General features: G+C 56.2%; 29 protein-coding genes. 23 read left to right on the plus strand and 6 right to left on the minus strand.

Features of this window, described 5'->3' with window-relative positions; all coding sequences use genetic code 11:
* Positions 1-8: 8 nt before the first annotated feature.
* From WNZ14_RS07260 to WNZ14_RS07275, 4 genes are all read left to right on the plus strand, one after another.
* Positions 9-401 (plus strand): hypothetical protein, encoded by a 393-nt coding sequence (locus tag WNZ14_RS07260; RefSeq protein WP_342867903.1) that lies wholly within the window; start codon positions 9-11, stop codon positions 399-401.
* A 106-nt stretch (positions 402-507) separates the two neighbouring features.
* Entirely contained in the window at positions 508-2,190 is a 1,683-nt protein-coding gene (gene fliF / locus WNZ14_RS07265) for a flagellar basal-body MS-ring/collar protein FliF (protein WP_342867904.1), read from the plus strand.
* Positions 2,191-2,951: 761 nt separating this feature from the next.
* Positions 2,952-3,623, plus strand: coding sequence for a helix-turn-helix transcriptional regulator (locus WNZ14_RS07270; protein ID WP_342867905.1), 672 nt, complete (start codon positions 2,952-2,954; stop codon positions 3,621-3,623).
* Between the two features lie 16 nt (positions 3,624-3,639).
* Entirely contained in the window at positions 3,640-4,368 is a 729-nt protein-coding gene (locus WNZ14_RS07275) for a helix-turn-helix transcriptional regulator (RefSeq protein ID WP_342867906.1), read from the plus strand.
* A 150-nt stretch (positions 4,369-4,518) separates the two neighbouring features.
* Here the strand turns inward: WNZ14_RS07275 and WNZ14_RS07280 are convergent, their stop codons facing one another.
* Genes WNZ14_RS07280 through motA form a run of 6 tightly spaced genes read right to left on the minus strand, consistent with a single transcriptional unit; the run spans position 4,519 to position 9,729 of the window.
* Positions 4,519-4,971, minus strand: coding sequence for a hypothetical protein (locus tag WNZ14_RS07280; protein ID WP_342867907.1), 453 nt, complete (start codon positions 4,969-4,971; stop codon positions 4,519-4,521).
* Entirely contained in the window at positions 4,968-6,059 is a 1,092-nt protein-coding gene (gene flhB / locus WNZ14_RS07285) for a flagellar biosynthesis protein FlhB (RefSeq protein ID WP_342867908.1), read from the minus strand. The genes WNZ14_RS07280 and flhB overlap by 4 nt, the downstream gene beginning before the upstream one ends.
* A gap of 12 nt (positions 6,060-6,071) precedes the next feature.
* Positions 6,072-7,118 (minus strand): flagellar motor switch protein FliG, encoded by a 1,047-nt coding sequence (locus tag WNZ14_RS07290; protein WP_342867909.1) that lies wholly within the window; start codon positions 7,116-7,118, stop codon positions 6,072-6,074.
* A 1-nt stretch (position 7,119) separates the two neighbouring features.
* Positions 7,120-7,833: a flagellar motor switch protein FliN gene (fliN, locus tag WNZ14_RS07295; protein ID WP_342867910.1), complete on the minus strand. Its 714-nt coding sequence runs from the start codon at positions 7,831-7,833 to the stop codon at positions 7,120-7,122.
* A 59-nt stretch (positions 7,834-7,892) separates the two neighbouring features.
* Positions 7,893-8,846, minus strand: a complete 954-nt coding sequence (locus tag WNZ14_RS07300; protein ID WP_342867911.1) for a FliM/FliN family flagellar motor switch protein — start codon at positions 8,844-8,846, stop codon at positions 7,893-7,895.
* A gap of 4 nt (positions 8,847-8,850) precedes the next feature.
* Positions 8,851-9,729 carry a flagellar motor stator protein MotA gene (gene motA, locus WNZ14_RS07305; RefSeq protein WP_342867912.1) on the minus strand — a complete coding sequence of 293 codons (879 nt, stop codon included), beginning with the start codon at positions 9,727-9,729 and terminating at the stop codon, positions 8,851-8,853.
* Positions 9,730-9,934: 205 nt separating this feature from the next.
* Between motA and WNZ14_RS07310 the strand changes: the two genes are divergently transcribed.
* The 19 genes from WNZ14_RS07310 to WNZ14_RS07400 all read left to right on the plus strand — a co-directional run bounded on the left by WNZ14_RS07310 (position 9,935) and on the right by WNZ14_RS07400 (position 26,119).
* The gene (locus WNZ14_RS07310; RefSeq protein WP_342867913.1) at positions 9,935-10,717 is read left to right on the plus strand and encodes a DUF1217 domain-containing protein; all 783 of its coding nucleotides are present in this window, start codon (positions 9,935-9,937) and stop codon (positions 10,715-10,717) included.
* Positions 10,717-11,442 (plus strand): flagellar basal-body rod protein FlgF, encoded by a 726-nt coding sequence (flgF, locus tag WNZ14_RS07315; RefSeq protein ID WP_342867914.1) that lies wholly within the window; start codon positions 10,717-10,719, stop codon positions 11,440-11,442. Before WNZ14_RS07310 ends, flgF begins: the two co-directional genes overlap by 1 nt.
* Positions 11,443-11,497: 55 nt before the next feature.
* Positions 11,498-12,877: a flagellar protein export ATPase FliI gene (fliI, locus tag WNZ14_RS07320; RefSeq protein WP_342867915.1), complete on the plus strand. Its 1,380-nt coding sequence runs from the start codon at positions 11,498-11,500 to the stop codon at positions 12,875-12,877.
* Positions 12,874-13,449 (plus strand): flagellar protein, encoded by a 576-nt coding sequence (locus WNZ14_RS07325; protein ID WP_342867916.1) that lies wholly within the window; start codon positions 12,874-12,876, stop codon positions 13,447-13,449. Before fliI ends, WNZ14_RS07325 begins: the two co-directional genes overlap by 4 nt.
* Positions 13,450-13,797: 348 nt before the next feature.
* Positions 13,798-14,181: a flagellar basal body rod protein FlgB gene (gene flgB, locus WNZ14_RS07330; protein ID WP_342867917.1), complete on the plus strand. Its 384-nt coding sequence runs from the start codon at positions 13,798-13,800 to the stop codon at positions 14,179-14,181.
* A gap of 2 nt (positions 14,182-14,183) precedes the next feature.
* A complete protein-coding gene (gene flgC / locus WNZ14_RS07335; protein WP_342867918.1) occupies positions 14,184-14,609 on the plus strand; it encodes a flagellar basal body rod protein FlgC in 426 nt (141 codons plus the stop codon).
* The gene (locus tag WNZ14_RS07340) at positions 14,606-14,941 is read left to right on the plus strand and encodes a flagellar hook-basal body complex protein FliE (protein ID WP_342867919.1); all 336 of its coding nucleotides are present in this window, start codon (positions 14,606-14,608) and stop codon (positions 14,939-14,941) included. The genes flgC and WNZ14_RS07340 overlap by 4 nt, the downstream gene beginning before the upstream one ends.
* A 10-nt stretch (positions 14,942-14,951) precedes the next feature.
* On the plus strand, positions 14,952-15,737 hold the full coding sequence (gene flgG / locus WNZ14_RS07345; RefSeq protein ID WP_342867920.1) for a flagellar basal-body rod protein FlgG: 786 nt from the start codon (positions 14,952-14,954) through the stop codon (positions 15,735-15,737).
* A 22-nt stretch (positions 15,738-15,759) separates the two neighbouring features.
* A complete protein-coding gene (flgA, locus tag WNZ14_RS07350) occupies positions 15,760-16,242 on the plus strand; it encodes a flagellar basal body P-ring formation chaperone FlgA (protein WP_342867921.1) in 483 nt (160 codons plus the stop codon).
* On the plus strand, positions 16,239-17,450 hold the full coding sequence (locus WNZ14_RS07355) for a flagellar basal body P-ring protein FlgI (protein WP_342867922.1): 1,212 nt from the start codon (positions 16,239-16,241) through the stop codon (positions 17,448-17,450). Before flgA ends, WNZ14_RS07355 begins: the two co-directional genes overlap by 4 nt.
* Positions 17,447-17,974 carry a MotE family protein gene (locus tag WNZ14_RS07360; RefSeq protein WP_342867923.1) on the plus strand — a complete coding sequence of 176 codons (528 nt, stop codon included), beginning with the start codon at positions 17,447-17,449 and terminating at the stop codon, positions 17,972-17,974. Before WNZ14_RS07355 ends, WNZ14_RS07360 begins: the two co-directional genes overlap by 4 nt.
* On the plus strand, positions 17,971-18,675 hold the full coding sequence (gene flgH / locus WNZ14_RS07365) for a flagellar basal body L-ring protein FlgH (RefSeq protein ID WP_342867924.1): 705 nt from the start codon (positions 17,971-17,973) through the stop codon (positions 18,673-18,675). Before WNZ14_RS07360 ends, flgH begins: the two co-directional genes overlap by 4 nt.
* A gap of 11 nt (positions 18,676-18,686) precedes the next feature.
* Positions 18,687-19,190 carry a flagellar basal body-associated FliL family protein gene (locus WNZ14_RS07370; protein ID WP_342867925.1) on the plus strand — a complete coding sequence of 168 codons (504 nt, stop codon included), beginning with the start codon at positions 18,687-18,689 and terminating at the stop codon, positions 19,188-19,190.
* Positions 19,187-19,924 (plus strand): flagellar type III secretion system pore protein FliP, encoded by a 738-nt coding sequence (fliP, locus tag WNZ14_RS07375; protein ID WP_342867926.1) that lies wholly within the window; start codon positions 19,187-19,189, stop codon positions 19,922-19,924. The genes WNZ14_RS07370 and fliP overlap by 4 nt, the downstream gene beginning before the upstream one ends.
* 422 nt (positions 19,925-20,346) lie before the next feature.
* Positions 20,347-21,318, plus strand: coding sequence for a flagellin (locus tag WNZ14_RS07380; protein WP_342867927.1), 972 nt, complete (start codon positions 20,347-20,349; stop codon positions 21,316-21,318).
* Between the two features lie 262 nt (positions 21,319-21,580).
* Positions 21,581-22,552: a flagellin gene (locus WNZ14_RS07385; protein WP_342867928.1), complete on the plus strand. Its 972-nt coding sequence runs from the start codon at positions 21,581-21,583 to the stop codon at positions 22,550-22,552.
* A gap of 381 nt (positions 22,553-22,933) precedes the next feature.
* Complete coding sequence (locus WNZ14_RS07390; protein WP_342867929.1) at positions 22,934-23,908, plus strand: flagellin; 975 nt, start codon at positions 22,934-22,936, stop codon at positions 23,906-23,908.
* 310 nt (positions 23,909-24,218) lie between these two features.
* A complete protein-coding gene (locus WNZ14_RS07395) occupies positions 24,219-24,836 on the plus strand; it encodes a hypothetical protein (protein WP_342867930.1) in 618 nt (205 codons plus the stop codon).
* On the plus strand, positions 24,836-26,119 hold the full coding sequence (locus tag WNZ14_RS07400; RefSeq protein ID WP_342867931.1) for a MotB family protein: 1,284 nt from the start codon (positions 24,836-24,838) through the stop codon (positions 26,117-26,119). The genes WNZ14_RS07395 and WNZ14_RS07400 overlap by 1 nt, the downstream gene beginning before the upstream one ends.
* The last annotated feature ends 134 nt before the right edge of the window (positions 26,120-26,253 follow it).

Here is a 26,253-nt window from a genome sequence, read left to right on the forward strand (position 1 = left end):
CCGCCATCATGACGAAATTGCCCTTAGAAAACGGCGACGACACAAGCGAGCCCTTGCGTGAAGTCATGGCCCGGATCAGTTCGGAACTCATAGACGTCGCGCAGTTGATAGAACGGCTCGAGCCGCTTCTCTCCAACGGCAGATCGACCGAGTTTCTTGCCTCCCCGGATCATATGCGGGTTATGCAGGGAATCGATCTTGCAGTTCAAAAGACCCATGGTCTTGCGGATTTCCTCAACGGAATCGGCGAAAGATTGGAGCCTGAACACCTCATCGATATTACCACGGCACTCAATCTGATCACTCTGGAAGACATGAAGCGGCGCCTGATGGCCTCCATTCATGAGACATCCTCTGCCGAGGCTTACCAAAAGGCGTCTGGCGACCTGGAGTTTTTCTGACCGCTCAAGGGCCGACGGTTCCTGACCATCTTCGCGCAAGCTTCGCCCTCTAGGGTGAACATACCGGTCAATGTGGCCGGCATCTTTTATTGAGCGCGGATACAGAATGAGTCTGTTGAACCAGCTGTCACAAATCACCAAGAATCTGGCCGGCCTCGGTCAGACGAAGTTGTTGGCACTTGCCGGGGTTGGCGCCCTTGCGATCTTATTGATTATCGGGTCTGCGATATTCCTCAACAAGCCGACACGGGAGACCTTGTACATAGGCCTCTCGGGTGAAGACATAAATCAGATCAGTTTGGTTCTTGCAGAATCCAACATCGATTTCGCCGCCGGTTCGGATGGAACATCCGTAACCGTTCCGGCAGGCATGACCAATCGCGCCAGAATGTTGCTGGCAGAACGTGGTTTGCCGTCCTCAAGCACCGCCGGTTACGAATTGTTTGATCAGGTAGGCTCACTCGGGTTGACCAGCTTCATGCAGGAAGTGACCCGTGTCAGGGCGCTTGAAGGCGAAATTTCCCGCACCATCCAATCGATCAACGGCATTTCCGCCGCCCGCGTTCACATTGTCATGCCGGATCGCGGTAATTTCAGGCGCGGAGAACAGAAGCCGTCAGCTTCTGTGATGGTGCGCGGCGGCAACAACATTGCCGGCCGTACTGCCGATTCAATTCGTCATCTGGTTGCCTCATCGGTTCCAGGCTTGACCGTGGATGAAGTCACCGTGCTTGATGCGACAGGCAAGCTGCTCGCCGCCGGAGACGATTTCTCCAACTCGAACATCAACCGTTCGCTGTCGATCGTACAAATGGTGCAAGGCGAGGTCGAGACCAACATTGAAAAAGCGTTGTCGCCGTTCCTTGGAATCGAGAACTTCAGAGCTAGCGTCAATGCCAATGTCAACACCGATAGCCAGCAGATCCAGGAAACCGTTTACGATCCGGAATCCCGCGTCGAGCGGTCTATTCGGGTAACACGGGAAAACCAGACTTCCAGCGAATCGACATCCGGAACGCCTGCAACTGTAGAGCAGAACATTCCCGACCAGGGGCCTGGCGCTACCGGTGCTGACGGTCCTAAATCCAGTGAACTGGCTGAGCGGAAAGAAGAGCAGACCAACTTCGAGATCAACTCGAAGACAGTTTCGACCGTTCGCAACAGCTACACCGTTGAGGGACTGTCGATTGCCGTGGTGGTCAACAAGGCGCGCATCGACGACATGCTTGGTGGCGAACCAACGCCGGAACAGACCGCGGCATATGTTGCGGAACTTGAGCAGGTGGTCGCATCCGCATCGGGCATCGACGCTGAACGTGGCGACCGCGCCACTGTCACCGTCATGGAGTTCCTGGCCAGCGAAATCCTCACAGCCGATGCCGGGCAGCCTGGCCTTATGGATACCTTGAAGACCCAACTGGGCACGATCATCAATGCAATCGCCTTTATCACGGTCGCGGTGTTGCTGATCATGTTCGGCTTCCGTCCCCTCCTGCGCGGCTCGGCTGGTGCCACCGATCAGGAAGAAATTGGCGCACTTGATGATCTGGAACTGCCGGACTTCTCACCTGGGGCTATGGGCGGAGGAAGCTCAATGCCGATGGAAGGCTTCGGCGCTGACTTCGGATTTGGCGAAGAAAGCGAATCCGATCTCGAACTCGAGGACAGCGGAGCCTTCAATCGCCGCGTCAAGGAAGGTCCAGAGCGGCGTCTCGCCCGGATGGTCGAGATCAACGAAGAACGTGCCGCGAAAATCCTCAGAAGCTGGGCTTCCAGCGAGGCGGCTTAGCAGACAAAGGCAAATCCCCGGCAGACAGATTGTGTGCCGGGGTTCGGGTTTTCCCGGTAGGAACACACGGACACTGCGAAACGAAGTCCGGAATTTGACACCCCGACAGGTCTGCATCCTTCCATTCTGCGCGAACTGGTTGGGTTCCGCAGCGAGCCAGGCGATGCTTCGCGCACAGGCAGGCCTCAAACACCTCGAAGACACTTCAAGCTTCACCTTGCTGGCGGCTCGTAATTGGCCCGGCTCTGTCAACGACGGATTAGATTGCTAGATCGTGGCTAGGGCCAGGAAGTCCGCTGTCATGCGCGGCTTAGAGCCATTTAATCTTTGAGCCCTATGTAAGGCATGCCCACCAAACCTATCCTGACGGGATGCGGAGCTGGTTCGCTTGCAATGCTGCAGGAATACAATTCAGACGGACTAATTATAGCTGAGGTCCAAATGCGGGCTCATTTATACAGGCTGATTCGACATCATGCCGTGCATGGCGTTGAAATTAGGGTAAACTTGACTCAGAGAAAATTGGCGCTGTCCAGTCCTAGAAAGTGGTTATGTTTTCTCGGGGTAATTTTGGGCACACTATACATGCGTTCAGGTCGATTCGTTTGTCAGACCGGCGCGGGGCAAAATAGGGTGCAGCCAGGTCATGGTCCGGGGAATCGGTATCGACAATCGTATGGATGATGACATCTACCGAGCCAGGTGGCGGTTTCTAGGTGTGTGCCGGCTGCAGCGTGCAGCATAGGGGTTAGGGGGATCTGATGATCGCGCGCGGAGCATTTCTCCATAAATTGGAAGCTCAGCGGAATTGTGGGCATCTCACGGGCGGAATGGACCTCATTTGTGCCTATGGTGGTGCACGCTCCTATCTTCTTGCTCGTACCGATCAGTATTCAGACCGCAACCATGATTTTATAGTGACCTCGGACTGGCCATTCAATCTGGTCCGCAAATTTGGTGTTGCGCTGGTAGATTCAGAGGCGCGGACAAGCGAGGTCCGTCGTTGTCTTCAAGCCTTCGAGCCGTCATTCCGCGAAGTTGATGCTTCGGTCGAACTGCCCAGCGAGTATGCGCGGCGGATGTGTCTGATACCCTACAATGCGGGGCAGGCCCGCATGTTGCTGGTGCTTCTTTTTGATAAAGATGCGTCTCTTTCCCATGACCGTTTACGCGATGTGGCTTTGGCCACGGCTTATCACACGTCGCAGTTCCCCGAGATTGTTTCCAACAACTACGCGCTGTCAGATCTGACGGTCCGCGAGGTCGAATGCCTTTCCTGGATTGGAGAAGGCAAGACAAGTGACGAGATCGCGCTGATTATCGGCATTTCCCGCAACACCGTGAACAACTACATCACCAGCATCATGAACAAGACCGGTGCGAAAACTCGCTCCGAGGCAGTTGCATTCGCCGTCCGCCAGCGCATTATATGACCAGAGGAACACCTTGATGGAAATCGGAGCATATCAAGACGCCCAATTCGGCCAAGAGCGGACCCAGGAGCGATCCGAGGGCAGTGCCGGGTCGATGGCTGATCTGTTCCCCAAACTTGTGGCTATGCAGCGACTGTGTGGCAGCACGGCTTTCGCAGTGCTCAGTGTGCATGCACACACCTTGCTCAAGCCGGGCAAGATAGAATGTACAACGCAAAGCCCCGGTTCGCAGGAGTTTGTCAGCCCGTTCCTCAAGCTAAATACCGAATTTTTGCTCAGTCACCTTTGCTCGTCACCTTGCCCCGTCATTTTCATGCCAGAGAATGCGCAGGCAATGGATTCGTCTCCTGCGTGCATCGTCCGCAACCAAGCCGTCACTGAGACCAGTCTGGCCTTTCCTGTGCAATTGGGGACGCTGGGCAACGGATTTGTAATGTTCTTCGACGCGCGTGCCATGCTCAGCAACGACCTGTTGATCGACCTGCACAGGAAATCTCTTACAGTAATGCGGGAGAAACTTCGGCTGGCATTTGGAATGACAACCGGGTCGGAAAATCTCAATGACCGTGAGATCGAGTGCCTCCAACTTGTTGGCAACGGAATGAAAAGTGAGGCAATCGGTGAACAGCTCAACCTTTCAGTCCACACGGTAAACGCCTATCTGGGATCTGCCACCACCAAGCTTAACGCAGTCAACCGTATTCAGGCGATCGCCAAGGCCATCCGTCTCGGCATTATCGCCTGAAACGGGACGCGGGGGTCTACCTGGTTTCTATCAGGCGATGTGGGCGGCGCGGCCCGAAATCCCGCAAATAGCATGCAGGAGTGTGGGTGCTCTCACCTGATATCTGCATCAGGCGGGTCCCATCCAGATCGTATCGGACTTCTAACTGTTTCAGGCTGCGGGCCGGGAGACATGGATTGCGGGCACAAACGGGCGGAATGCCGCTGCACGCAGACTTTCCGCTAGAATTGCGGTGTCGTCTTCAGGATTTTCCAGTGGCTCGTCAAAATTGATGTGGTGGATTTCAATACCGCCGCAGTCCTGTTCCAGCACCAGTCGCGCGTAGATGGTCACCTTTCTCGGACGGATCTCGAGATCGAGCACGACACGCGGCTGACCACCCCAGTCGAGATAATAATCGCCGCCAATGCCAAGCTTTATCGTGCCGGGCAGAAAATACATCTCGGCTGCCGAAGCGACCAGGTCGGCCAGGTCGCCATGCCGTTCAAAACGCAGCATTGAGATCAGATCAGCCACGTCGATCAGACGCAGTTCGCTCGCCACTGTGCAGATGGCATCCGCAATGATCTTTTCCTGTTCGGCAGAAAATGGGTTCTGTTTCATTGTAGCCTGCCCGGAGTTTTAGAATTTGGTTTGGCCGAATAGATACGGTGCACCAACTCGGCAACAGCCTTGTAGAACACCGGTGGAATGAAATTATCGACTGAGACTTGCGCAAAAATGGAGCGCGCCAATGGAGGGTCCTCGAAAACCGGAATTCCGTGCGCTTCAGCAACTTCACGGATTTTCAGGGCGATCAGGTCTTGACCCTTTGCAATGACAATCGGTGCGCCGCCTTCTTCACGCACGTAGCGCAAGGCGACCGCAAAATGGGTCGGGTTGGCAATTACCAGGGTCGCGCGCGGTACATCCGAAATCATCCGCCGCCTCGCCCTGTCACGGGCAAGCGACCTCTGACGGGCTTTCATGATGGGATCGCCGTCGGACTGCTTCATCTCGTCCTTGATTTCCTGCTTGGTCATCTTCTGGTCTTGATGCCAGCTGTAGCGGGTCCACAAGAGATCGAGGACGGCAAGCACGGCCGTGCAAATCAGCACCACCACGACAACTTTTCCGGCCATGCGGGCCATGTCGGGCGCGACCAGAGTAGGATCCATGAACATGAAGTCGAGAGTACGGAAATACTCTGTCTGCATCACGACGGCAACGATCGTCGAGACCGCTACGATCTTGAAAATGTTCTTGGCGAATTCGACAAAGCCCTTGACACCGTAAATGCGGCCAAAGCCTTTGGTAATCGAGATACGCTCGAGTTTGGGCTGAATCCGGTCGAGCACGGGGCTGGGCATGTTCTGCAGAACAGAAGCAGAAATACCAAATCCCATCAGCAGGGCAAATGCCGGCAGCAAGATGCCCCCGGCTTCCCAAAACAGCAGCTGGAACAGCGCCATTACATCGCCGCCGGTATTGAGCCGCCAACCGTCAGATTGTTCGAATAGATCCCGCAAAACTTCGGTAAATCGTCCTGCGCTGTTGGGCAGAAAGAAGACCAGGAAAACCAGCATTCCAAGTGTAGACGCAAAAACCGGGACCTCTCGGCTAAAGGGCACATTGCCCTTGTCCACCGCATCCCGCATCTTTTTTTCTGTTGGTTCTTCTGTTTTGCTGTCTTTGTCGTCGTCTTCAGCCATCGGAGCTCAGGCTCATGCCGCTGCAGCTTCGGATGTTGCTGCCTCGCGCAACGTCAGTTGGTCGAGCCCTGCCAGTCTTATGGCCTCCTGCGCGATACTGCGACGCGCGACTGCGATTTCACGTGTGCTGACATTGCCTGCACCTGAAGCCAGGTCCGATTCGATCATCCGCCGCTGACGGGCGCCGATGGCCGAAAGCACCGAATCGATAAGAGCCTGATCGGCGCCGCGCAGCGCGGTTGTGATGATGTCGCCTGAAATGTCGTTGAAAAGCATAACGCGACTTTTCTGCGGCATCAGCATGATGTCATCGAACAGGAAGATCCGTGGCCGCACTTTTTCGACTGCCGATTTGGAAACAGTTTCAAGCGCTCCAAGCAGTGATTCGACATCCGGCTTGGACAGCTCGTTCATGATCTCGGCAACCTTGACCGAGCCCGTGCTGGATCTCTCCGCCTCGATCTCGGCAACCAGATCCCGGACCCGTGCCTCAATGATTTCGGCTGCCCGCGGATTGACGTTCTTGAGATCGACAGCCCGGCGGACGATATCGACGCGGGCTTTTTCGGGCAGTTTCATCAGAGTTCTGCCCGCAAAGGCGGTTGGCAGCATCGAAACAATATACGCCGCAGTTTGCGGGTGTTCGCTCTGAAGAAACTTGCCGACACGATCCGGATCGGAATCCTGCAAACGATCCCATATTGATGTTTCAAAGGCCTGGAACTGGGTACGGCGTCCGAGAAGGCCATCGACCTCATCAGGGGTAAGGCCTTCTTCGAGGATGCCTTCCATCGCCTTGGCGTTGTCCATCAGGCCAGCGCCTTCGCTGAACAGATCCTCGAATTCATTGACTAGTTCGACCAGTTCCTGAGGCTTGATGGTGCGCAGGTTCTGGGCATTCTTGATGATTTCCTGCAGTTCTTCGTGTTCGAAGAATTTCAGCAGCTTGCCCGCCACCGGCTTTCCCATGGCGAGCAGCACTGCTGCAGCCTTTTCAGACGGCGTCAGAACGGTGCCGACTTCGGTGCTTTCCGGGGTGAACTCATCATAATTTGTCATATCAGTTCGATTTCTTCTGCGGTTCGCCGATGACTTCGATTATCTTGACAGCAAATTTCGTGTCGTCAGTTTCAAGTACTGTAATCTCTCCGCGCCCGATTAGCTTCCCATTGACCATGATATCCACAGGTTCGCCGATTTTCCGATCGAGTGCAATTGTCGCGCCTTCGGAAAGGTTCATGAGTGTGGAAACAGCCATCCGGCTCGAACCGAGGATGATTTGCACATCAATCGGAATGCCAAGAACCAGGTCAACCCGGTTGGCAGTCCCGCTTGCGCCCATCTTGACGCCTGACTGGGAAGCCTGTGGTGAGCCGAAATCCTGAACCAGCGACTTTCCGCCGCCAAAGCCTCCGCCCATCCCACCAATTCCGGAATCATCGAGATCCGGCGCGCCGCCGAAGTCGCCACCGAAATCGGTGCCGCCCAAGCCATCAGTATCAAGTCCAGCTGCACCAAAATCGGATGTATCCATCGCGGTGTCGCCAATGTTGAAGGGATCGTCGGCTTCAGCGTCGTCTTCGAGGTCTGCGCCAAAATCGGAACCAAAGGCTGCTGCGCCACCCATACCATCCACGCTTTCTTCAGTGAGATCCGGCTCCATGCCGGTATCTTTTTTCAATACGTCACGAAGATCACCAACAGCTTCGTCTATAGCGCTGTCGTCCTGCGCTATTAGATCTTCATTGCCATCGAGTGCTTTTTCGCCAGCCATGTATCTTTATCCCGCTTGAAGCTTGCCCGGAGCCTTCCATGCGGCTCGTGGGCTTGTTCTCATTTAAAATCGGTTTTCCAGTTTTCGTCCGGCCCGGCCTGGCCTTCAACCTTGACCATATAGCGTGAGCCGGCCCGGCCAAGAGCACATGTGTATAGCGGTGTTCCATTTGCGCTCAGCGTAACTTCGATATCGCCATTGTGCGCAAATGCGATGAGGTCGCCTGGCTGCAACCGGCTGACTTCCCCAAGCTCTAGCGATTGCAGTGCTACAGCAGCTTGCAGGCTGATCTGCGACTTCGACACGCGATCACTCAGCCGTTCTGTCCATGCGCCCTTGTTGGGGTCGGATTGCTTGTCGAGCTTGGCCGGGTTGATCGTTGTCTTGAGCAAGACCGACTGCGGCAGAATAAGGGTCAGTGGTGCGGCTACAGCGCCGAATTCGACATCGAGCGTCAATGCAACTGCATGAAAATCCGGTATAGGATCGTCGTCTTCTTCCGGATAGTCCGGCTGCGGGTTCTGTGCCCGCGCCCTTGCGTCGTGCTTGGCCGAAACCAGGTTGCGCAGGCTGTCGTTGAGCTGTTCAAACACCACCAGCGACATATCGAGTTCGATACCGGAAAGTGGCCGGGAGGCAATGTCGAGCTGGTCAGGATCAGATCCCCCGAGCAGACATTCTACCATGCCGATAATAAGCTTGGTGCCGCACAGACTTGAAATCTCTGTCGACCAGTTTGCTATCGTTGCTTCGCAATAGACCGTGTCGCCGCTTAATTCGGAAAGCAGTTCGCGTCGGCGTCCCATCTGGATTTCGCCAGGGCGCGCGTCGATTGTTACGCCGGTCGCCGTCATGAAGGCAGCGGACAGGGTCGGACAGAGAGCATTCAGCAGAGCCTCGCTTTTGGTCTCGATATCTGCCCCGTTGCCCTTTGCGCCGATCATCCGGTCCAGAAGGTCCGGATCAAATCCACGACGGTCTGAGTTTTGCTGGTTCTCTGTTGCCGCGGTCATCGGATCAGGCCGCCTTCGCTTCGCCGCCGCCGCCAGGATTCATCATTTCCTGTTCGACTGCGTCAATGGATGGACGCTCATAGGATGAAATTGTCTTGCGGCCGTGCTCGAGAGCGACCTGCGGAACCGAACCGTTCATGTAGGCCAGCAGGGTCTGCTTGACGATCGTGTAGAGCCTGTTCTGCTTCGTCCGAACGATCTTGATGTTCGTGGCGATCGGGCTGAAGACACAGTAGGACAGGAAAATCCCGAGCATGGTACCAACCAGCGCAGCGCCGATAAGGCCGCCAAGCACCGCCGGCGATTCATTGATCGCGGCCATCGCCTTGATCACGCCGAGAACCGCAGCAATAATTCCGATTGCCGGGCAGGCGTCGGACATGGTGCTCATGGCGTGGTAGGCCTTCAGGCGGTCCTGCGAGATGGTCTGGATTTCTTCGTCCATCAAGGCTTCGATTTCATGGGGGCGGGCGTTGCCGATGATGATCAGTCGGACGTAGTCGCAGATGAACGAGGTCAATTCCTTGTTCTTCAGGATCGTCGGAGCGGACAGAAACAGGTCGGATTCTTCCGGATTGTCGATGTGGCTCTCGATCTCGTTGCGGCTCTTGGTCCGCAGGTCGCGCATCAGCGAGTAGAGAATGCTCAGCGTATCGAGATACTCACGCTCCTTGGGGACCTTGTTTTTAAACGCTTCGCCCAATGCCTTCATCGTATCTTTGATGGTCTTGACCGGGTTGGTCATGATGAAGCCGCCGATTGCAGCACCACCGATGATCAGAAGTTCGAATGGCTGGTTGAGCACTTCGATATGCCCGCCCATGGCCATAAAGCCGCCGAGCACGCAGCCAATGGTAATAACAAAACCAATAATGATATTCATGGTGCCCCGCCGCGATAAATTACATGCAAAACAATCACTACGGCTTGAGCCTTGTGTGAAGCTGAATCTGTCTGCTTGATGAATGGCTTCCTGCCAATCTTCAGCTTCGCACAAGCAAGGTGGCCTAATCCGGAACAAGCTTGTGGGGACTGTGCCGGTTTTGTAACCGAGCAATGCACTCTGGAAAACAAGAGGGGTACATCCGGTGACATCAACATACACCAGCTACAATCTTATTGCCCGGGACCTCCCGCGCTCAATCGAACGGATTGCAAGCCAGCCTCAGGTTGCCCGGGAAAGCGAATATTACCTGAAGCGGATTTCCGAGATCAAATCCGTTGACGAATTCATGGCAGATACACGTGTCTTCAACTACGCCATGAAGGCCCATGGTCTTGAAGACATGAATTATGCCAAGGCGTTCATGCGCAAGGTGCTGACTGAAGGCGTCGACAACGAGGATGCCTTTGCCAATCAGCTTGCGGATTCCAAGTACAAGGAATTCGCCGAGACTTACAATTTTGCCCGTAACGGCGAAACCGCGACCATCTTCGCCAAGGCGCAGCAGGGTACGGTCGACAAGTATCACCGTCTGTCTCTGGAAGAAGAAGCTGGCGAAGACAATACCGGAGTGCGTCTGGCGCTGTATTTCCAGCGAACCGCGCCGCAACTTGATTCAGCTTACGGCATTCTGGCCGATACCGCTCTGTATGAAGTTGTCAGGACGGCGCTTGGCATCCCGGCTGAAGTCGCTGCCTCCGACATCGACAAGCAGGCGGATATGCTCAATTCGCGTCTCGACCTTGAAGACTTCAAGGATCCGGAAAAGCTCAACACCTTCATGCAGCGGTTCACGGCTCTCTGGGAGCTTGAAAACCCTGCATTCGGATCGGTCGATTCGAGTCTGCTACTGGGCTCTTCCACCGGTTTTGGTATCACCCCGGAGCTGATGCTCTCGATCAACAATCTCAAACTCGGGGGACGCTGATGCAGGGTTCACTTTACGTCGCTTTGTCATCCCAGATTGCGCTTGAGCGCCGTCTGACAACTTTGGCTGACAACGTTGCCAACGCCAATACGACAGGTTTCAGGGCCACAGAGGTCAAATTCAACGAAGTTCTGGCCAATACCGGCTCGACCGATGTTTCGTTCGTCGATCAGGGGCAGGACTATCTGACGACTGCCAATGGCGGTCTCAAGTCCACCGGCAGCCAGCTTGATTTTGCCATCCGCGGCGACGCCTGGTTCATGATCGAATCCCCGACCGGGAAAATGCTGACCCGTGACGGTCGGTTCACGCTCACGAACACCGGACAGGTGGTCAACATCAATGGCTATCCTGTGCTTGATCCGGGTGAAGCCCCGATCCAGCTGGATCCCGATGGCGAACCGCCCAAGGCCGGGCGTGACGGCGGCTTGACCCAGGATGGCTTCAGGCGCGGCGCGATCGGCCTGTTCAGCGCTGATTTCCGAGATGGCTTCACGCGTAAGGCTGCGCTCGGAATTGTGCCGACAATACCGCCCGAACCGGTGCTCGACGCTGACAGTGCCGGTCTGGTGCAAGGCTATATTGAGAATTCAAACGTCAATGCGCTGTCTGAAATGAGCCGCCTGATCGTCATCTCGCGTGCCTTCGAGAACACTTCGGCCATGACCAAGGCAACCGAGGACACGTACAAGCAAGCAATCCGTACCTTGGGCAGTGGAAGTTGAACATGATGCTCGATTGGGCAAATAGTTGCTTTGCTGCGCCGGAGACCTCAGCGTCATGAGCGGGCGGCCAGGTCTGGCCAGGCTTGCCGAGAGCGTGCGCCGCTTCTCTACTCCCGAAGGCGGCTATGACATTTCAGGCACCGTCACAGCAGTCGCGCCCGGACATTGTGTTGTGGCCGGGTTGTCGCGACACGTCCGGATCGGGGATTTCCTTACGTTTCGCACCGGTGAGACATCCAAGCTTGCTGAAGTGGTCAGCCTTGGTCCCGATGAATTGATCGCCTGTCCTGTGGATGGAGGCTCCCAGGCAAATATCGGCGAACGGGTATGGCGTCGTGGACCGTATCGGCTGTCACCTGACAAGAGCTGGTGCGGGCGAACGATCAATGCGCTCGGAGAGCCGGTTGATGGTCTTGGCCCACTGAAACAGGGCCCGGTTCGGCGTCCTGTCACAGGTTCCCCTCCAGCATCAATGCTGCGTCAGCGGGTCGACAAGCCTCTCAAGACCGGGATCCGGGTCGTCGATGTTTTTACGCCGATGTGCCAGGGGCAACGCCTTGGTGTTTTCGCGGGATCAGGCGTCGGAAAATCCACGTTGTTGTCCATGTTTGCCAAGGCAGCGGATTTCGACCGGGCCGTTGTGGCGTTGGTCGGTGAACGTGGCCGCGAAGTCCGGGAGTTCATCGAGGATACGCTCGGCCCGAATATGAGCAAGACAGTCGCCGTGGTCGCCACCAGCGATGAAAGCCCGATGCAGCGCAAACTTGCGCCACTGACGGCCATGGCCATTGCCGAACATTTCCGTGACACGGGTGAGAATGTTCTGTTGATCGTCGACAGCCTGACCCGGTTTGCGCATGCACTTCGCGAGATCGGCATGGCGGCTGGTGAGCCGCCGGTCGCTCGCGGCTATCCGGCATCTGTTTTTACCGCTTTGCCCGGTTTGCTTGAGCGTGCCGGCCCAGGCCCTGAAGGTGCCGGTGCAATCACCGCAATTGTCTCGATCCTTGTGGATGGCGACAATCACAACGACCCGGTGGCAGACTCCGCCCGTGGCATTCTCGACGGTCACCTTGTGCTCGACCGGGCACTCGCCGATGAAGGTCGCTATCCACCAGTCAATCCGCTGACTTCGATTTCCCGGCTGGCCCGCAAGGCCTGGCGTGGTGACGAGGAAAAACTGGTGATGCGTCTGAAATCCCTGATTCACCGCTACGAGGAAACTCGCGACTTGCGGCTGATCGGCGGCTACCGGGCGGGATCTGATGCCGAACTTGAAATGGCGATCAAACAGACACCGGTGATTTACGAGACATTGCGCCAGTCGCCGGAACAACCACCGAGCGCCGATGCGTTTGCCGAACTCGCGGATGCAATGAAGGCTGCGGCCGGGTTGCCGGTCTCATCGCCCGCCAAGGAAAGGACGAAACAGTGACCGACGCTGTAAAAGCCGCGATCGAAGCCGTTGAGAATGAAAATGGTGCTCCACTTCGCAAATTTGTTCCCAAGCGAACCGGAGATCGTGTGTTGGCGATCACCGGCTTCATGCTGGCAACCGCGGCTGCGTTCTTTCCATGGTACGTGTTCTTCAATCAGGAGAGCTTTGGAATAGCTCCGATGGGTTACACAGAGACGAGGGATTTGCCGGAAGTCGGCGGACGATCGTTCGTCAATGTATCGCCGCTTGCCATTCCCGACGAAAGGGACGGAGCCGCAGAACCTTCGGCTTTTGATCCGATCATAACCGCCACCGTGCCTGGTCAGAGTGAAGGAACTTCGACTGCACCTGGCGCAGCCACTATCGACCCCAACACGACTTTTCCCGGAAAGCCGCGCTACAAGCTGTTGCATGTTGCCAATGGCAGGGCGCTTATCGAGGACAGATCGGGCATGTACATTGTTCGGATTGGCTCGGTCTTGCCGGACAATTCGCGGCTTGCGACACTCGAAAAGCGCGACGGGCAGTGGGTCATCATTACGTCCAACGGCGAAGTCATCCAGCGTTGAGATAATGCGCTATAGCTTGATCATCCCGTGCAATTGGCGGGGGACAATTCAACGCGAAAAATCCAACAAGACAGCCGGGTGCCAAAGCAGGCAGCCCGGCTGTTTCGATATTGAGACACACAAAGACAGCGCTTTTCCGAGGGCTTGAACTGGGCTGCAATGCCGCGGCATGTCGGGCTGATTAGCTTGTCGTTGTACCGCCTGAGCCCAGCATTTGTGGTTGCCGCTGCACGCTGCTTCGACATCGACATGCCCTGAGTATGGCGCTCGCCGATCGACACATTTCCCGTAAGGCACACGCAAGATTAACGGCCTAGTCTTTGATCACGTTAAAGACAGGGAAACGCCATGCAGCCGATTCAGCTTTTCGAACTGGCATCAAAGCAATCACACTGGCTCACAGTGCGCCAAAGCGTTGTTGCCGGCAACATTGCCAACGCCAACACGCCTGGCTACGCGACACGCGACGTGGCGGCTTTTGAAGCCGTGCTCGACAAGACCCAGCCTCAGGTCCGCATGGCTGCAACCCAACCAGGCCATATTCAGGAAGACCTCTTGCGCGGTGCTGTTCGCAGCGGAAGCTTTGATGACGTTGATGTTCAGCCTTCGGGAAACTCGGTCAGCCTGCCTGATGAAATGAGCAAGACCGGAGAAATCAAACGCATGTACGAACTCAATACGGGAATGGTGAAAGCCTTTCACCGCCTGATGCTTCTGACCGTGAGGCGCTGACTATGCCTGTTGATCCGCTTACTCTCGCATCCCGCATCGCCTCATCGGGCCTGAATGTTCAGGAAACCCGGATGCGCGTGCTTTCCGAAAACCTGGCCAACGCCCAGTCGACCGGCAATACGCCCGGAGCAGATGCCTATCGCCGCAAGACCATCAGTTTTTCATGGGAACTCGACCGTTCGATTGGCGCCTCGCGCGCCGAAGTTTCCAAGATCGATAACGATCCCGGTGAGTTCACGATCGAATATGACCCGGGCAATCCGGCGGCTGACAGCAAGGGCATGGTGAAGCTGCCCAACGTGAATGTCTTGGTCGAATTGGCTGATATGCGGGAAGCCAACCGGTCTTACGAAGCCAATCTCCAGACCGTGAAGCAAACCCGCGAACTGGTTTCCATGACGATTGATCTGCTGAGGGCTGGACAATGATTGACAAGATTTCTGGATTTTCTGCTCTGTCGGCCCTGGGTGGGTCACGGCAGACTGACATGGCCAGTGCCGCAGCAATGCCGAACATGGCTGCAGCAGCTGGCGCGCCTTCACCTGCCTCTTTTGCCGATACCATGAAAAGCCTCGGCGAAGGCGTGGTGACCAATCTCAAGGTCGCTGAAAGTCAGTCATTTGCCGCTATTCGCGGCGAGGTGCCGACGCGTGAAGTCGTCGACTCCATCATGGCTGCCGAACAGTCGCTGCAGACCGCTGTCGCAATCCGCGACAAGATGGTCACCGCTTATCTCGAAATCGCACGTATGCAAATCTGAGGAACTCGCCATGAAGGCTTTGGCCATCGCAGCTACCGGTATGAATGCCCAGCAGCTCAATCTTGAAGTGATCGCCAACAACGTGGCGAACATCAACACAACGGGCTTCAAGCGGGCCCGCGCCGAATTTTCTGACCTTCTCTATCAGGTCGAGCGAAATTCAGGCGTCCCCAACGCCTCCAACCAGGCAATCGTGCCGGAAGGTGCACATATCGGACTTGGCGTGCAGACATCTGCCGTTCGAAATCTGCATATCCAGGGAAGCCTTGTCGGCACATCGAACAAGCTGGATCTGGCGCTCGTCGGACGTGGTTGGTTCCAGATTGAAACGCCGGATGGAGAGACCCAGTACTCTCGCGCGGGCGCCTTCAACACCAATGCCGAAGGTCAGCTTGTGACCATTGATGGGTATGTTGTTGTGCCCGGGATCACGTTCCCCGATGAAACCAGCGATGTTCAGATTTCACGCACCGGTCAGGTTCTGGCCCGTATCGGTGACGAAGTCGAACTGCAGGATCTGGGGCAGCTGACTCTGGCCAATTTCGTCAATGAGGCAGGCCTGGAGCCGCTCGGCGACAACCTGTTCCGTGAAACCGTGGCTTCTGGCCCTGCGATCGTCGGTGTTCCAGCCGATCCTGGTTTTGCCAATATCCAGCAGGGCTACCTGGAAGCTTCAAACGTGGATCCGGTCAAGGAAATCACCGATCTCATTTCCGCACAGCGCGCCTATGAGATGAACTCGAAGATCATCCAGGCGGCGGATGAAATGGCGTCCGTCGTTTCCCAGAACCTCTAGGTCAAAAAAGGATAAGGCAGACATGACGTTTCGCCCTACATCGCCTTTGCAAGGCCTCATCCGTGCGAGCGTTGTCTTGGTCGGCCTGCTCTGCGCCATCCCCATGGCGCAGGCGGGACGTGGCACCGCAGTTGTTCCGGACCGAACCATCTATCCCGGCGAGGAAATCCTCGAGGAGCTGGTTCACGAGGTAGAGGTCACCAACCCCAACCTGCGCGGCGGTTATGCCGAGGTTACCAGCGAAGTGCTGGGCAAGGTAACAACCCGCACATTGCTGCCGGGCCGGACCATTCCGGTCGCGGCCTTGCGCGATTCATGGACCGTTGAGCGGGGCAAACCGGTGCAGCTGATATTCAGCGGTAACGGCCTGACCATCATGGCAATGGGTACACCGCTGGAAAATGCAGTAACGGGCGATTTCATCCGTGTTCGCAACGTTGAATCCGGTGTCATCATCTCCGGCACGGTGATGCAGAACGGCAGCATACAGGTGGCGGCGAAATGATCCGGAAGCTAGCCAAAATCTTCAGCATCTGGATCGCCATGCTTTGTCTGGCTGGGTCCGGACCAGGTCCCGCTTCAGCCCCGGGAACGGGATCAGGAACCGGTCCCGGTAATGTCGCCGATTTCGCTTCAGGATCAAACCTGAGCTTCATCCGGCCGGCAGGTGCTGCTTCCCGTATCAAGGATATTGCCTCCCTGCAGGCCGGGCGTGACAATCAGCTGATTGGCTATGGTCTGGTTGTCGGATTGCAAGGCACCGGCGACGGCCTTCGAAATTCCCCGTTCACCGAGCAGTCGCTCCGCGCCATGCTGCAAAACCTCGGTATTTCGACTGAAGGCGGCGCATCGCGTGTCAACAATGTTGCGGCCGTCATCGTTACGGCCAATCTTCCGCCATTCGCAAGCCTCGGTTCGCGAATTGATGTGACCGTCTCCTCACTCGGCGATGCCAGTTCGCTGCGGGGCGGCACACTGGTGATGACGTCGATGTCCGGCGCTGATGGCCAGATTTACGCGGTCGCCCAAGGGTCGGTGATTGTTTCTGCGGTGAACGCGCAAGGCGATGCGGCTACTTTGCAGCAAGGTATAGCCACTGCAGGGCGCTTGCCCGGCGGCGCGATCATCGAACGCGAAATTCCGGCCACCTTCAAACAGGTTGACGGACTGGTCTACCAGCTTCGCAATCCTGATTTCACCACGGCCGTGGGAATGGCAGATGTCATCAATGCTTTCTCCGAGGCGCGCTACGGCAGCGCAATTGCAGAGGCACGTGATTCCACTACCGTTGCAGTTCGCAAGCCAGCGCGTGCCGATCTTGCCCGCTTGACCGCAGAGCTCGAAGGGCTGGTCGTTGAAACGGATTCGCCCGCCCGCGTTGTCGTCAACGAGCGAACCGGCACCATCGTGATTGGCAATGACGTACGCGTTTCCAAGGTCGCGGTCAGTCACGGTACTCTGACAGTGCAGATCAATGAAACCCCGACTGTTGTGCAGCCATTGCCATTTTCGGATGGGGTGACGGCGGTCGAACCGCTTACCGACATCACGGCGGGCGTTGACGGTGGCCAGGTTGCCATCATCGACGGGCCGGATCTGAGAACACTGGTCGCAGGCCTGAATTCGATCGGCGTCAAGCCTGACGGCATTATCGCCATCCTTCAGGGCATCAAGTCTGCAGGTGCCCTGCATGCAGAACTGGTGCTGCAATGAGTACGAAGACGCAGTTGGTTGCTCGCAGATGGTTACGTGGCGCAGGCGCCGCAGCGGTCATCATGCTTGGCATGATCGCACCTGGCGCATTTGCGCAGCAGGCGCCGGCGCCGAGCCTGGAAGACGAAATCCATGCCTTTTGCGGCAATATCGCAGATGCAGCGCGTGACCAGCGCTATCTCATGCAAAAGCAGGAGCTCGAGGAGCTTCAGGCTGGTGTGGACGAGCGCATCCGCTTGCTTGAGGAGCGTTCCGTCAAATACCGGGATTGGCTGCAAAAGCGCGAAGACTTCATGCGCGTCGCTGATACGCAACTGGTTGAAATCTACAAGAACATGGCGGCTGATTCTGCGGCCGCGCAACTGGAAATTGTCAATCCGGGCATAGCGGCAGCAATCGTCATGAAGCTCAGTCCGCGGCTGGCAAGCCAGATTCTCAATGAGATGGACACCAAAAAGGCTGCCGCCCTGACCAGCATTCTCGCTGCAGCCGCAGCACCCGAAAAAACCGAGGATCCGTCATGATTAGGGCTTTAGCCATTACCGTTGTTGCGCTTACCCTGGCCGGATGCAATTCCCAGACAATCAGAGAGATTGGCCAGGCCCCTTCAATGAGCCCCGTCGGCTCAGGGCTTGCCTATGGCGAAACGCCGCAAATGGCGGCCTATCCGAAACAGCCGCCGGTGCGCTCGAGCAGTTTCTCGCTCTGGGATGACCGCAGATCAAAGCTGTTCCAGGATGCTCGCGCGGTCAGCGTCGGTGACATTCTTACCGTCGATCTAGCCATCAATGACAAGGCCAGCTTCGACAACGCCACCGACCGCAGTCGCAAGAATTCGAGCGGCATGAATGCAAGCCTTAACCTCCCAGTCATCAGTACAATAAATGCCGGAGACGTGAGTTACGGTTCGGACACGTCGACCAAGGGAAGCGGAAAAACGGCTCGTTCTGAAAAGCTTCAGCTGCGCGTCGCGGCTGTCGTCACAGGGATTTTGCAGAACGGCAATCTGGTCATCAGCGGCAGCCAGGAAGTGCGGGTCAACCAGGAACTCCGCATTCTCAATGTCGCAGGTATCGTGCGGCCTCTGGATGTGGATCACAACAATACCGTGGCCTATGACAAGATCGCCGAAGCCCGTGTCTCCTACGGCGGCCGTGGAAGGCTCACGGAAGTTCAGCAGCCTCCGTATGGTCAGCAGCTTGTCGACATTCTTTCTCCAATTTGATGGCATGATCCATGGCTGATTTTGACGCCGCAGACGAAGACGAAGGCAAGAAGAAGTCCGGCCTGATTGTCACCATAGCGATTGTGCTGGTCCTCAGCCTGATCGCTGCAGGCGGCGGTTGGATGCTCGGCGGGGTGATTGCGCCTCAAGTGGATCAGCCTGAGACGGCTGCGGCTGAAGAACCGCACGGGGAAGGCGATAAAAAAGAGGACAAACCCGAAGACAAGCCGCGGGAAAACGTCGTGGTGCTTGAGCCGATCACCACAAACCTGTCATACCCTTCTGACAACTGGATTCGAGTCGAAGTGTCGCTTGTGTTCGCCAATGAACCGGATGAGGCGATTTCGGATCAGATCCACCAGGACATTCTTGCCTATCTGCGGACTGTATCGCTTCAGCAGATAGAAGGGCCGCGCGGCTTTCAGTACTTGCGCGAGGATCTGCGTGAACGCGTGAAATTGCGGTCGGAAGGCCGCGTCAACGACCTGCTTATGAGGACATTTGTGATCGAATGATTCGATTTATCTCAGCCTTTGCAGCCATGATGGCATTTGCAACGGCGGCTCACGGCCAGATTCTGGACCCGAATTTGCTTCAGGCTCCGGTCGACGGTTCTGTTGCCAGCTGGATCATTCGCACCTTCGGACTGTTGACTGTCCTGTCGGTTGCGCCAGGCATACTGATCATGGTGACCAGCTTTCCGCGGTTCATCATTGCATTCGCCATTCTGCGCTCCGGCATGGGATTGGCCACTACGCCTGCCAACATGATCCTGGTCAGCCTTTCGCTCTTCATGACTTTCTATGTCATGGCGCCGACGTTTGATCGGGCGTGGGAAAGTGGTATCAGTCCTCTTCTTGAAAACCAGATCACCGAGCAGGAAGCGATCATGCTGGTCGCCGACCCGTTTCGGGAGTTCATGTTGGTCAATACGCGTCCCAAGGACCTGACCTTGTTCATCGATATCGCCACCGAACGCGACCAGGCCACGGAAACCGATGGCAAGATCGACATGCGCGTTCTGGTTCCCGCGTTCATGATTTCCGAAATCAGGCGAGGTTTTGAAATTGGCTTCCTGGTGGTTCTGCCGTTCCTCGTGATCGACCTCGTGGTGGCGACAATCACCATGTCCATGGGCATGATGATGCTGCCGCCAACGGCGATATCGCTACCCTTCAAGATACTGTTCTTCATTCTGATTGACGGCTGGAACCTGCTTGTCGGCAGTCTCGTGCGATCTTTCGTCTGAACTGCCAACAGCTCGAACAGACCGCTCGTGAGCGGAGATTGCGTCACCTGAAACGGTGACAGCATCGCGACAAGGCCGTGCGTGAAGTTCCGTGCTCAAAGGGGGGATGGCAGCTCTTCGAGGCACCGCAAGTCACACCCAACTGAATGCATCCGGTTTTGATACGCATCGGCACCTCTTCTCGCTCGCGGCAAGCCGGTCCCTTCAGTTTCCGTTAACCATGTTGAAATTGCAAGACTATTTCGAATTCGATTAATCAATTCGAAAGTCGTTGATGTGATTATGCTGGCAACATGACGGGGAAGGAGCACCGCTGCGAAGCCAGCGGGTTTTGACAGGCATGATGCCGAACCGCATGACCGGTAAAACCATAAGCCCGGTATGTCCCTCACTTGTATCTCGTAATTATAAGGGACAACCCTATGACTAGCATCATGACTAACTCCGCAGCTATGTCTGCGCTTTCCACCCTTCGTTCAATCAACAACGACATGGAAACCACGCAGAATCGTGTTTCCTCCGGTTACCGGGTCGAAACTGCAGCCGACAACGCTGCTTATTGGTCGATCGCAACCACAATGCGTTCGGACAACAAGGCGCTGTCGACCGTCAGCGACGCTCTCGGCCTCGGCGCCGCGAAGGTGGACGTTGCCTACACCGGCATGAGCGCCTCGATCGATGTGGTCTCCGAAATCAAGGCAAAGCTGGTTGCGGCCCGCGAGCCTGGCGTTGACAAGACCAAGATCGACAAGGAGCTCACAGAGCTCAAGAACCAGCTGATCTCGATCTCTGAATCGGCTTCGTTCTCCGGTGAAAACTGGCTCAACAACACGACTGCGGCTGCAGCCGGCACCAAGGAAATTGTTGGTGGCTTCAACCGTGACGCCAGCAACAACATCACCATCACCACGCTTGACGTCGACACCTCCAAGACCTCTCTGATGGCTTCTGCTCTCGGCGATGCGCAGAACGGCCTGCTGACCAAGGACGTTGACTCTGACGCTCTTGACCCCGACGGTGTTTCCACGGACGGTAGTTTCTACCTTCTCGACAACGGTGCCACCACTGCAGCGACTGGTAACGAGATCAAGCTCACCGCAACCACCTCGGATTCCGAAGTCACTTCCATGATCCGTGTTGTTGACTCGATCTTGCTCGAGATGACAGATGCTGCTTCGAACCTCGGTGCAGTGAACAGCCGTATCACCATGCAGGAAGACTTCGTCGGCGACCTGATGGACTCGATCTCCAAGGGTGTTGGCCGTCTCGTTGATGCTGACATGAACGAGGAATCGACACGCCTGAAGGCTCTGCAGACGCAGCAGCAGCTGGGCATCCAGGCGCTCTCGATCGCCAACTCGAGCTCGCAGAACATCTTGTCGCTGTTCCGTTAAGGGGCATTTCAAGCTCGTTTCAAGAGTTGATCACAACGAAACGCCGGGGAGAAATCCCCGGCGTTTTTTGTTCGGAGTTAGCCAGTTAAAAGAAGTCGTCCGCGGTTAAATGTTCGGTAACCATAATCCGCCATTTTGGATCTCAAGAAATGGTGGGTCGTTGATCGGAAGATACCGGAAATGACTGGCATGATGCCTTACCACTGTTGCCGGTAACCAACTCCGGCATGTCCCCATGTACACTGTCTAAAGGGACAAGTTTATGACGAGTATCATGACCAACTCTGCAGCAATGTCTGCACTCGCTACTCTCCGTTCTATCAACTCCGATATGGAAATGACGCAGAGCCGCATTTCGTCCGGCTACCGGGTGGAAACTGCAGCCGACAACGCTGCTTACTGGTCGATCGCAACAACCATGCGTTCGGACAACAAGGCGCTGTCGACCGTCAGCGACGCCCTCGGCCTCGGCGCCGCGAAGGTGGACGTTGCCTACACCGGCATGAGCGCCTCGATCGATGTTGTGTCTGAAATCAAGGCAAAGCTGGTTGCGGCCCGCGAGCCCGGCGTTGACAAGACCAAGATCGACAAGGAACTCACCGAGCTTAAGAACCAGCTGATCTCGATCTCTGAATCGGCTTCGTTCTCCGGTGAAAACTGGCTCAACAACACGACTGCTACTGTAGCCGGCACCAAGGAAATTGTTGGTGGTTTCAACCGTGATTCCAGCAACAACATCACCATCACTACGCTCGACGTCGACACCTCCAAGACCACTCTGGTTGCTTCCGCTCTTGGCGATGCGCAGTTCGGCCTCCTGACCAAGGACGTGGACTCTGACGCTCTGGATCCAGACGGTCTCTCCACCGACGGCAGTTTCTACCTGCTCGACAACGGCGCGACCACTGCAGCGACCGGTAACGAGATCAAGCTAACCGCAACCACCTCGGATTCCGAAGTCACTTCCATGATCCGTGTTGTTGACTCGATCTTGCTCGAGATGACGGATGCTGCTTCCAACCTCGGCGCTGTCAACAGCCGGGTTTCGATGCAGGAAGAATTCGTTGCCGATCTGATGGACTCCATCGACAGTGGTATCGGCCGCTTGGTTGATGCCGACATGAATGAGGAATCAACACGCCTGAAGGCTCTGCAGACTCAGCAGCAGCTCGGCATTCAGTCGCTGTCGATTGCCAACTCGAACTCCGAGAACATTCTGCAGCTCTTCCGTTAAGAGTGAGCAAAGCCGGGGCCGCTCTTGGGCGGCCTCAAATAGCGAATTTCAAAAGGCCGCATCGGAAACGATGCGGCCTTTTCCGTTTCACCCCTGGCAACGTCGGCACGAAACAGTCTCATTTTTGGTTGCGTTGCGGTAACGCCTTGAAACGCCAATCATTCAACGTTCGAAAAAAGACACTTTCTGCGAACCGAGCTGCGTTCCCTAATAGATTTAGGGGTTGAATTAACCAGCCGTTAACCATACACGTTTACATCTTAGTTACCAACGATGAACCGGGTAGACAGGCATACGCCAATCCGGTTGCATGACGCACAATCATCGTCACCGGAATTGTGGCCGGTATGTCCCTGGGCAATTATTAGGGGGCATTTAAATATGACCAGCATCATGACCAACGCAGCTGCAATGGCTGCACTACAGACACTCCGTACTATCAATTCCGAAATGCAGGAGACCCAAGCGCGGGTGTCCTCTGGCTATCGCGTTGAAACAGCCGGTGACAATGCGGCTTATTGGTCGATCGCAACGACCATGCGATCGGACAACAAAGCGCTTTCAACGGTGAAAGACGCTCTCGGCCTCGGCGCAGCGAAAGTGGATATTGCCTACACCGGCATGAGCGCCTCGATCGATGTGGTCTCCGAAATCAAGGCGAAGCTGGTTGCGGCCCGCGAGCCTGGCGTTGACAAGACCAAGATCGACAAGGAACTCACCGAGCTCAAGGCCCAGCTGATTTCGATCTCTGAATCGGCGGCGTTCTCCGGTGAAAACTGGCTCAACAACACCACAGCTACCGCAGCTGGTACAAAGCAGATTGTCGGCGGTTTCAACCGTGACGCAAGCAACAACGTTTCCGTCACCACTCTTGACGTCGACACCTCCAAGACCACTCTGGTTGCGTCTGCGCTTGGCGATGCACAGTTCGGACTGCTGACCAAGGACGTTGATTCCGACGCACTTGATCCAGACGGTCTCTCCACCGACGGAAGTTTCTTCCTTCTCGACAACGGCGCCACCACTGCAGCGACCGGCACCGAAATCGCACTTACCTCAACCACCTCGGATTCCGAAGTCACGTCCATGATCCGGGTTGTTGACTCGATCTTGCTCCAGATGACGGATGCGGCCTCCAACCTTGGTGCGATCAACAAGCGCGTCTCCATGCAGGAAGACTTCGTTGCAAATCTGATGGACTCCATCGACAAGGGTATCGGCCGTCTGGTTGATGCGGACATGAACGAGGAATCCACGCGCTTGAAGGCACTGCAGACGCAGCAGCAGCTGGGCATTCAGTCGCTGTCGATCGCAAACACCAACTCGCAAAACATCCTCTCGCTCTTCCAGCAGTAAGCTGGCGCGGCCCGCATCTGAACGGGCCTGCAGAGTGAACACATTCTGCCGTGCCGCCGGTCAACGGTCATGGTGGATCAGCTGGTCCGCACCAAAATTGCCCTTGGTGCGGACCAGCGGCAAACTCGGTGAGAATAGACACTTTTCATCAGGTCGGGCAGCCTGAGGTCATTCTCACACAAGTTTAGCTGAATAGGTTTCTCACGCGCATGAAGGCGCAGTCGGATACTGCAGTCCTCGCCTTCAGATCTTGAAGGGAAAAGACCTTGAACCGGCTATCGTCAGCAATTGCCACGAATCGGAGAGGCTCATGACGGCCAGCTTTGCACGATATCTTCCTGATTTTGAATTCGGCGACATGAGCGGCTTTCACGCTGACCAGCATGTGCAAGAGGAAGACAAACCCGCAGCTCTGCCCAACATAAACATCGAGAGCGTCCGCGCCGAGGCGAGAGCCGAAGGCGAAGCGATTGCCCGTGCCGAGCTGACCCGGAAATTCGAAGCTGAACATCTCGCGATTGAAACTCTCCACGCAGCCGAACTCCAGGCGTTGCGGGAGGAGATGGAAGCAAAAGCCGCCAAAACCATTCCTGATGCAATTTCCGCCAGAAGTGCTGAAATAGCCGAGTTGATCGCCAGCGATGTCGAGACAGTGCTGACGCCATTGATCAATGAAGCAATCCGCAATCAGATCATCTCTGGCCTGGCCGGTGAGGTGCGCAAGATACTTGCGCTCGAAAATGCTCAGGAAATCCGCGTTTCGGGTCCGGAAGCCCTCGTCAGTGCACTGCGCGAACAAATCGGCGCGGATGACGAACGGATTGTCACCCGCGAAAGCGAAGGATTTGAAATCGAGATTGATGTGAATCGTACCCAGTTCGCCAGCCGCCTGGCCGACTGGTCCAAAGCCCTCGCCGAGGTTCTCTGATGGCTGAAGGCGACTCGACCCACCAGGGCAAGAATGAAATCATCATTGTCAAAAGACGTGGTGGCAATGAAGAGGAAGGTGGTCACGGCGGCGTTTGGAAAATTGCCTACGCCGACTTCATGACCGCCATGATGGCCTTCTTTCTGGTTATGTGGCTGGTCAACGCTGCCAACGAGGAAAGCAAGGCATCGGTTGCAAGCTATTTCAATCCGATCAAGTTGATGGACGACAAGCCGACCGATCGCGGCATCAAGCAGGTCGGCAATACGCAGGATGGTGAGGCCAAGGCGCCAAAATCAAAATCGGATGGTGAGGGGACCACTGACGGTTCAGCCGCGGAAGCCGGCGACAAGGAAAACGCTGCGGCCGGCGAGAAACAGGATTATTCGGAATCTGACTATTTCGAAAACCCTTACGCTGTCTTGGCAGAAATTGCCCAGGAAACCGGAACCCAGACCAACATATCCGAAAAGGGTGATGGCGGCGCCTCACAATCGGGACCAGCGAGTGGCGCTTCCGGCGGCGAGGCATATCGTGATCCGTTCGATCCCGATTTCTGGTCCAAGCAGGTCGAACAGGAGCGCAAGCCGCTTGAGGACACTCAGGCCATGGTCGCGGCTGATGATTACCAGAAAAGCATGGCTCCGCCTGATGCAGTAGATGATTTCGGTCTGCAGGACGATCCCTATGCACAGGCCGGAAATTTCGGTGGCAAGACGCAGGACGGGCCGCAGGGCAACAAGGCTGCGGAAACACCTGGCGAGGGCGGAACCGGAACCCAAGCCGAGCAGGCGCAGCAAGCCAAGGTAGCCAAGATCGAAGCCGACGCAGAGGTTCTCAAGGAGGAAATCGCAAAGGCGCTCGGCGGTGGAACCGGAAGACTTGCCGAAGGTCTGACCGTCACGCCCTCCGAAGGAGGCTTGCTTGTCTCTCTCACCGATCAGCTGGACTTTGGCATGTTCAATGTCGGCTCTGCGGTGCCTGGGCGGGATCTGGTCGTAGCCATGGAGAAAATTGGCGAGTTGCTGGCAAAGCGTCCCGGCGCGATTGCAATCCGCGGGCACACGGATGCCCGGCCCTATACGTCCGGCAATGATGACAACTGGCGCCTTTCGACAGCGCGTGCCCATTCCGCCCTGTTCATGCTGGTACGCGGTGGCGTGCCTGAAGACCGGATCACCCAGGTTACGGGTTTCGCAGACCGGCGTCTCAAGGATCCTGAAAACCCTTATGCTGAGGTCAATCGCCGGATCGAGATCCTTATCGAGGCCGAAGGGAGCTGATGGTGCGGCACGCTTGTCATTTTGCGCCTGTCAGCCTCGCCGTTCTTACGGCGATGTTTGCGTTCGGGGCTTGCGCTCAAGAGCCGCAACAACCGCTTCCATTCGAGATCTTTCACGGTGCTCAGCCGGCTACG

The organism is Hoeflea sp. AS60 (assembly GCF_038900115.1).
In the GTDB taxonomy this organism is placed as follows: domain Bacteria; phylum Pseudomonadota; class Alphaproteobacteria; order Rhizobiales; family Rhizobiaceae; genus Hoeflea.

Coding starts and splice junctions, on each gene's coding strand:
- WNZ14_RS07260 (WP_342867903.1), top strand. CDS start 9: ATGACGAAATTGCCCTTAGAAAACGGCGACGACACAAGCGAGCCCTTG.
- WNZ14_RS07300 (WP_342867911.1), bottom strand. CDS start 8,846: ATGACCGCGGCAACAGAGAACCAGCAAAACTCAGACCGTCGTGGATTT.
- WNZ14_RS07380 (WP_342867927.1), top strand. CDS start 20,347: ATGACTAGCATCATGACTAACTCCGCAGCTATGTCTGCGCTTTCCACC.
- WNZ14_RS07355 (WP_342867922.1), top strand. CDS start 16,239: ATGATCCGGAAGCTAGCCAAAATCTTCAGCATCTGGATCGCCATGCTT.
- WNZ14_RS07370 (WP_342867925.1), top strand. CDS start 18,687: ATGGCTGATTTTGACGCCGCAGACGAAGACGAAGGCAAGAAGAAGTCC.
- flgB (WP_342867917.1), top strand. CDS start 13,798: ATGCAGCCGATTCAGCTTTTCGAACTGGCATCAAAGCAATCACACTGG.
- WNZ14_RS07280 (WP_342867907.1), bottom strand. CDS start 4,971: ATGAAACAGAACCCATTTTCTGCCGAACAGGAAAAGATCATTGCGGAT.
- flgC (WP_342867918.1), top strand. CDS start 14,184: ATGCCTGTTGATCCGCTTACTCTCGCATCCCGCATCGCCTCATCGGGC.
- WNZ14_RS07275 (WP_342867906.1), top strand. CDS start 3,640: ATGGAAATCGGAGCATATCAAGACGCCCAATTCGGCCAAGAGCGGACC.
- WNZ14_RS07395 (WP_342867930.1), top strand. CDS start 24,219: ATGACGGCCAGCTTTGCACGATATCTTCCTGATTTTGAATTCGGCGAC.
- WNZ14_RS07390 (WP_342867929.1), top strand. CDS start 22,934: ATGACCAGCATCATGACCAACGCAGCTGCAATGGCTGCACTACAGACA.
- flgF (WP_342867914.1), top strand. CDS start 10,717: ATGCAGGGTTCACTTTACGTCGCTTTGTCATCCCAGATTGCGCTTGAG.
- fliP (WP_342867926.1), top strand. CDS start 19,187: ATGATTCGATTTATCTCAGCCTTTGCAGCCATGATGGCATTTGCAACG.
- motA (WP_342867912.1), bottom strand. CDS start 9,729: ATGAATATCATTATTGGTTTTGTTATTACCATTGGCTGCGTGCTCGGC.
- fliI (WP_342867915.1), top strand. CDS start 11,498: ATGAGCGGGCGGCCAGGTCTGGCCAGGCTTGCCGAGAGCGTGCGCCGC.
- WNZ14_RS07290 (WP_342867909.1), bottom strand. CDS start 7,118: ATGACAAATTATGATGAGTTCACCCCGGAAAGCACCGAAGTCGGCACC.
- flgH (WP_342867924.1), top strand. CDS start 17,971: ATGATTAGGGCTTTAGCCATTACCGTTGTTGCGCTTACCCTGGCCGGA.
- fliF (WP_342867904.1), top strand. CDS start 508: ATGAGTCTGTTGAACCAGCTGTCACAAATCACCAAGAATCTGGCCGGC.
- WNZ14_RS07340 (WP_342867919.1), top strand. CDS start 14,606: ATGATTGACAAGATTTCTGGATTTTCTGCTCTGTCGGCCCTGGGTGGG.
- flgG (WP_342867920.1), top strand. CDS start 14,952: ATGAAGGCTTTGGCCATCGCAGCTACCGGTATGAATGCCCAGCAGCTC.
- WNZ14_RS07400 (WP_342867931.1), top strand. CDS start 24,836: ATGGCTGAAGGCGACTCGACCCACCAGGGCAAGAATGAAATCATCATT.
- fliN (WP_342867910.1), bottom strand. CDS start 7,833: ATGGCTGGCGAAAAAGCACTCGATGGCAATGAAGATCTAATAGCGCAG.
- WNZ14_RS07360 (WP_342867923.1), top strand. CDS start 17,447: ATGAGTACGAAGACGCAGTTGGTTGCTCGCAGATGGTTACGTGGCGCA.
- WNZ14_RS07385 (WP_342867928.1), top strand. CDS start 21,581: ATGACGAGTATCATGACCAACTCTGCAGCAATGTCTGCACTCGCTACT.
- flgA (WP_342867921.1), top strand. CDS start 15,760: ATGACGTTTCGCCCTACATCGCCTTTGCAAGGCCTCATCCGTGCGAGC.
- WNZ14_RS07270 (WP_342867905.1), top strand. CDS start 2,952: ATGATCGCGCGCGGAGCATTTCTCCATAAATTGGAAGCTCAGCGGAAT.
- flhB (WP_342867908.1), bottom strand. CDS start 6,059: ATGGCTGAAGACGACGACAAAGACAGCAAAACAGAAGAACCAACAGAA.